This window comes from Micromonospora deserti (genome assembly GCF_003236335.1).
Classification (GTDB): domain Bacteria; phylum Actinomycetota; class Actinomycetes; order Mycobacteriales; family Micromonosporaceae; genus Micromonospora; species Micromonospora deserti.
The window spans coordinates 1-5618 of sequence record NZ_POUB01000343.1 but is presented as its reverse complement, the minus strand read 5'-3'; the positions used below and the strand labels follow the sequence as shown (position 1 = coordinate 5618).

Sequence of the window (5618 nt, the reverse complement as noted above, 5' to 3'; positions counted from 1 at the left end):
CATGGCGGAGGGGAAACGCCCGGTCACATTCCGAACCCGGAAGCTAAGCCCTCCAGCGCCGATGGTACTGCACCCGGGAGGGTGTGGGAGAGTAGGACACCGCCGGACAATCTTCCAGTCGAGGGCCACCCCGTTACCCGGGGTGGCCCTCACTGCGTTCACAGCTACTTTTTCACCGACCCACCTGGCCTCTCCTCACCCTGATCAGCCCGACACCGCCAGGCGGGCACTGGGCGACACCGGCTGCGGCAAGGGCGGTGACCAGGAGGCAGATGACCGCCGGACACCGTGGTCCAGTCGCCCCGATGTCCACCCGCCTTGTGGGGCGTGGGGGTACCGCCGGCTCGGGTTACCGCGCGGCGCGCGACGGGCCGCGGAGATGTCCCCGAGGAGCCGCCGGAGGTGGCGCCGGGGTCAGGGTCGCCGGGCGGTCGACGTACGGCAGGAAAGAAGCCCCGCCGGCGACGGGCCGGCGGGGCTTCCTCGTGCGGGCGCCCGGTGGCGGTCAGGAGGGCTCGGGCCCGCAGATGTAGCGGGGCTCCGCGGCGTAGCGCCAGCTGAACTTCTCCCGCTTGATCACCTTGCCGTCCTTCCGGATGACCCGGTAGGCGTCCTGGGTGAACCCGTCGATGCCGTTGGCGGGGATGCAGGTAGGGCCCGGCTCCAGATAGATGGTCTTGGGCTTGGTGATGTTGCGGCGCGGCCCGTACTCCGTCTTCACGCTGTCGTAGATCTCCGTGCTCCAGATCGACACCGTGATCGAGCTCGACGTGTACGACGTGTCGATGAGCACCCCGTACGGAGTGTCGTTGCGGAACTTGAAGTCCAGGTTGGGCCAGAAGATGGTCGACTCGATGACCGGCGGGTACCGGCTGAACCAGTACGAGTGCGGCTTGTGCTCGACGTCCTCCAGCCCCGCGTAGTACGTCGCGTTGAACAGCGTGGTGGTGAACTGCGACGTGCCGCCGCCCACGCCGGGGACCAGTTTGCCGTCGAGGATCACCGGGGCGTCCCGGTAGCCCTGGGCGTAGCCGCGCTCGCCGGTGTGGCCGTTCAGCGAGAACGTCTCGCCGGGCAGCACCACCGTGCCGTCGACGTCCTTCGCGATCGTGATGATGTTCTGGCTGCGCGGCGAGGAGAGGCCACCGGTGAACCGGGTGGTGAAGGTGGAGACCCGCTCCTTGATGCCGAGGCCCGCCAGCTTCTCCGCGGTCAGGTCCGGCTCCGCCGGCTTCAGCGTGCCGGTCACCTCCCGGCCGTCCGCCTTCGGCAACACGGTGAGCAGGTCCCGGCCGAGGGCCGCGCTGTCCAGCTGCTGGCCGGGACTGCCGTCGATCACCTTCGGCTTGCCGCCGGAGATGGTCATCCGGGCGTCCTTCGGCGGCACCTCGACCTTCGTCAGGTCGTCGCCGAGGGCGGCGCGCAACCGCTTCACGTCCACCTGCGGGGTGAGCGTGCCGGCCTTGTCGGCGGTGAACCGTAGGCTCTTCGCGATCGCCTTCGGCGGGATGGTCACCGAACCCTTGTCGGTGGTCAGCGTCACCGGCGCGGCGACGGCCGGCTTCGCCAGCTCGGCGACCATCCGGTCCACCTCCTCGGCGGTGGTCGCCGGGTGCGTCTCGACCAACGGGACGGTCACCGGCTGGCCGCCCAGCCAGCCCTCCCGCACCACCTCGGCGGAGCGCTCCGGATCGAGCGCGAGGCTCGGCTTCGGGTGGACCGCCTTCGGCGTGGTGCCGCTCCAGGTGATCGCAGGCATGGTCATCTTCTGGCCCTGGTCGCCGACCACCTTCTTCAGCGCGGCGTCGAGTCGGGCCACGTCGACCGTCACGACCGGCTCCACCGAGCGGGACCCGACGAGCCGCTCGACCGCGTGCGCCTTGGCCTCGGCGGCGGCCGCCACGGTGGCGTCGACGTCGACCGCCAAGCCCACGTCGGCCGGCGTGATCTCGGCGGACTTCTCCCCGACGCGGACGGTCAGCGGGGTGGCGAGAGCGTCCGCCCGGCGGTCCAGCTCCGCCCGCAGCTCCCGGACGGCGCCCGCGCGGCTCCGGCCGCCAAGCTCCGCGCCGAGCACCGTCGTCCCGCGAGGCACGTCACCGGCGTACGCGTAGGCGCCCACCGAGGCGACGGAGACCAGCACCGCCGTGGCGACCCCGGCGGCGAGCAGCACCCGGACTCGACGGGACCGGGATCCCTCCCCCCGCGGCCCGGTCGGCTCCGGCTCGTCAGCCGGCCACTTGACCGCGGTGACCGGCACGGTGGGCCGGTCGTCGGCGGGAGGACGTTTTTCGCCGTACAGCGTCACAGCTACCTCGATCGGGACGTACCACGTGGGAAAGCTCCCCACCCGGAAGACAACTACGGTAACCAACGCGTGGGCGGCTCGCCGGCACGAGGTCGCGGACCGGAGCCGGCGCGGCGCCGCACCATCAGGGACCGTGCAACGTCGTCGCCGGCCCGGTCGGGGACCGGCGAGACGGGCGGAAGGTCAGCCAGGCCATCACACCGGCAGTCGCCGCGGCGGCGGCCAGCGCGCAGCCGAGCACCCCGCCGACCGTGGGCGGCGCGAACAGCAGGGCCGCCCCGGCCAGGCCGGCGGTGGCCGCCCAGAGCGGGGCGCCGGGCCACCGGGCGCCGGTCGCCACCCGGTCATTGACCAGCATGAACACCACCGCGTAGAGGGCGCCGACGGCGGCGAAAAGGGGTGCCTCGCCGGCCAGGTGCAGGTACTCGGCACCCCCGGCGAGCCGGAACGCCAGCTCCCCGGCGAGCGTGGAGGCGGCGACGAGCGCCGCCCCGCACGCCACGATCAGCGCCAGTGCCAGCGCCCGGGCCCGCCGGTCACCCCGGGCCAGTCGGGGCAGGACGAGTAGCGTGACCACCTGCGGCGCCCAGAGCGCGCCCTTGGTGAGCACCGAGCCGACCGCGTACCCGCCGGAGCTGTCCTCGGGGAGCAGTTGGCGGGCGAGGATCAGGTCGGCGTACGAGATGGTGAGCATCGCCAGCGACGCGCCGCACGCCGTCAGCACGTGCCGGGCCCGCAGCACGCGGCCGGCGACGGACCCGCCCGGCGAGTCGCCCGGCTCCGGCCCGGTCTCCGCGGCGCGGTCGACCGCCCGGGTGGCCGGCAGGTCGTCCCGGCGTCCGGCGGCGGGGCCGTCCGGAGCCAGGCGTCCGTCCCGCGACGCGGCGAGGCGGGCCAGCAGTGGCAGGACGAGGAACCCGGTGACCGTGCCGAGCAGCAGGCAGACGACCGGGCCCCGGCCGAGCGCGAGCCCGACGACCAGCCCGCCGTAGCGCCCCGCGGCGAGCCCGGTCATCGCGGCGGCGAGGCGCAGGAAGCGCTGGTCGCCCTGGAGTTCGCCGAGCCAGCGGCCGGCCAGCACGGTGGCGAACGTGCTCGCCGCGAGCAGCAGGGTCAGCGCGACCGGCAGCCGGAGCGCCACGGCGAGCACCGGTGCGGCCGCCCCGGTCACCCCGGCGGTGACGGCGGCGGTGCGCAGCGCCAGCCGGCCGGTGCCGCTGGGACCCCACCGGGCGCGGTGCGCCGCCACCGCGATCTGCAACCCGAAGCCGGGCACCGCGGCGATCGCGGCGAGCGCCAGGACAGCGGCCAGCGCGCCCAGGTCGGCGGCGGTCAGCCGCCGCGCGCCGAGCACCGGGACGAGGTACGCCAGCGCGTTGGTGAGCATGGTCGCGACGGTGACGGCGGCACCCGCCGCACCCAGCCGGACAGTCCCGGTGTCCCTGTCCGTGGTCTGCGTCATGCCACCCCGCGTCTCCGCGCTGCTCTCGGCGCGCCGTACGGGTCGCGGCCGGCGGACCGGTCGGGACGGTGGCCCGACCGGGGAGAACGTACCGTTCGGCCACGCGGCCCGTCAGCCCCGCACCCGCGACCCCTGCCCTCGGCACCGGGAAGCGTCTAGTGTGCTGGCCCATGGCGTCGACGCACGTGGCCCCCGCAGCGACCGCCGGCCTGGCCGCGATCCTTCCCGAACGGCTCCTCGCGACCGCGATCCGCTGGGTGTATCCCCGGGTCGAGCCGGAGCTGGCCCGGTTGGCCGAGTTCGTGCCGTGCGGCGGCACCGCCGTGGACGTCGGCGCCTGGTACGGGCCGTGGACCGGGCGGTTGCTCCGGCGGGCCGAGCGGGTGGTGGCGGTGGAGCCTACCCCGCCGCTGGCCCGGCAGTTGCGGGCGGCGTTCCCGACCGTGCAGGTGGTGGAGGCGGCGATCTCTGGCCATGTCGGCACCGCGTCGCTTTTCCTGCCGGCCGGCGGGGCCATCGTGGGTACCTCCTCGCTGGAACAGCCGGGGCGGGGCTCCGCGGTGGAGGTCCGGCGGGTCACCCTGGACTCGCTCGGCCTGACCGATGTGCGCTTCGTCAAGCTGGACATCGAGGGCCACGAGCTGCCGGCGCTGCGGGGCGCGGCCGAGACGGTCCAGCGGGACCGGCCGGTGCTGCTGATCGAGGTGGAGGAGCGGATCCAGCCGGTCGAGCCGCTGCTGGAACTGCTCGCCGGCTGGGGCTACCGGGGGTACGTGCTGCCGGGGCGCACCTGGGTGCCGCTGGCGGACTTCGATCTCGGCGGTCACCAGCGGGAGGCGATCGTCCGGATAAGCCAGAGCTTCGGCCGCCGGGTGCTCTGGCCGCGCCCGCGCTACGTCAACTCGGTGTTGTTCCGCCCGGAGTGAGCCGGCCGGCTCACTGTTGCGGGACCGGGGTGCCGACCGTGACCTCGTTGGTGCAGACCGTGACTCCGTGGCCCTCGACAGTCAGCTCGACCAGGTCGCCGCCGCCGGTGAACTCGAAGTAGTACTGGTGCAGCCCTTGCTTGATGGGGAACTGCCGGGTGTCGGCGCCGAGGCGGAACGTCGCCGTGGTGTCGGCTGAGCTCAGGTAGCCGATCCGGACCACCCAGAACCAGTCGTCGCGAGGGCCGGCGAGTGGCATCCGCACCGTCCGACCACCGGCTATCTTGTAGCCGCAGCCGTCCTCGGGGCCGGGCAGCACGGCCGGCCCGTCGATGCGGACCGGGACGATCCGGCCACCGCCGTCGAAGAGGGACGGCGCCTCGGCTTCGGTGACGAAGACCGGGCCGTCCTGCCCCAGGGCCCGGAAGAACGCCGACTGCCGGTTGTAGGGCGCGGAGAGCACCGGCACCACGTCACCCGGGACCGGCTGGTCGAAGAAGACGGTACCGGGCGGGGCAGCGGCGAGTTCCGCGCGCGCGGTCTCCAGGTAGGTCCGGCCGCTCTTGACTGCCCACTCGTCTCCGTACCGGGCGGTGGTCCAGGCGGTGCCGAGGGCGCCTGCGAGCAGTGCGACGGCGAGCCCGGTGCTGACCGTCTCCCGGTGCCGGGTGAGCAGCGCCGGCGGAGGCGGGTCGGCGTCAACGGCCACCGGGTGCCGGGCCAGCCCGAAGCTGTGCCCGTCGCCCGCGGCCGGGACCGAAGCGGAACCAGGTACGGCGCCGCTCGGCGCGGGGCCGGTCGGTTCACCGGCGGGTGATGGGCCGGGCTGCCGCGGGACGGTGCCGGCGGGTTGGGCGATCCCGGCAGAGGCGGTGGTGCGGGCCTGGCTCTTATACACATCTGACGCTGCCGACGAAGCTAG

At 74.0% G+C, this 5618-nt stretch carries 3 protein-coding genes, 1 rRNA gene and 1 pseudogene; 2 read left to right on the top strand and 3 right to left on the bottom strand.

Translation table 11 applies throughout. The features are described from left to right. Positions 1 to 108 (top strand): 5S ribosomal RNA (rrf, locus tag C1I99_RS28755); the annotation flags it as partial. 397 nt (positions 109 to 505) lie between these two features. On the opposite strand, the gene C1I99_RS28750 is transcribed toward rrf, so the two are convergent. Together C1I99_RS28750 and C1I99_RS28745 are read right to left on the bottom strand one after the other, a co-directional pair. Continuing rightward, positions 506 to 2308: a VanW family protein gene (locus C1I99_RS28750; RefSeq protein WP_111137338.1), complete on the bottom strand. Its 1803-nt coding sequence runs from the start codon at positions 2306 to 2308 to the stop codon at positions 506 to 508. Positions 2309 to 2432: 124 nt separating this feature from the next. Next, positions 2433 to 3770: a polysaccharide biosynthesis protein gene (locus tag C1I99_RS28745; RefSeq protein WP_199562427.1), complete on the bottom strand. Its 1338-nt coding sequence runs from the start codon at positions 3768 to 3770 to the stop codon at positions 2433 to 2435. Between the two features lie 170 nt (positions 3771 to 3940). On the opposite strand from C1I99_RS28745, the gene C1I99_RS28740 reads away from it, so the two are divergent. After that, on the top strand, positions 3941 to 4696 hold the full coding sequence (locus C1I99_RS28740; RefSeq protein WP_111137337.1) for an FkbM family methyltransferase: 756 nt from the start codon (positions 3941 to 3943) through the stop codon (positions 4694 to 4696). A 10-nt stretch (positions 4697 to 4706) separates the two neighbouring features. Here C1I99_RS28740 and C1I99_RS35460 read toward each other — a convergent pair. Then, a pseudogene (locus C1I99_RS35460) lies at positions 4707 to 5618 on the bottom strand (hypothetical protein); the annotation flags it as partial.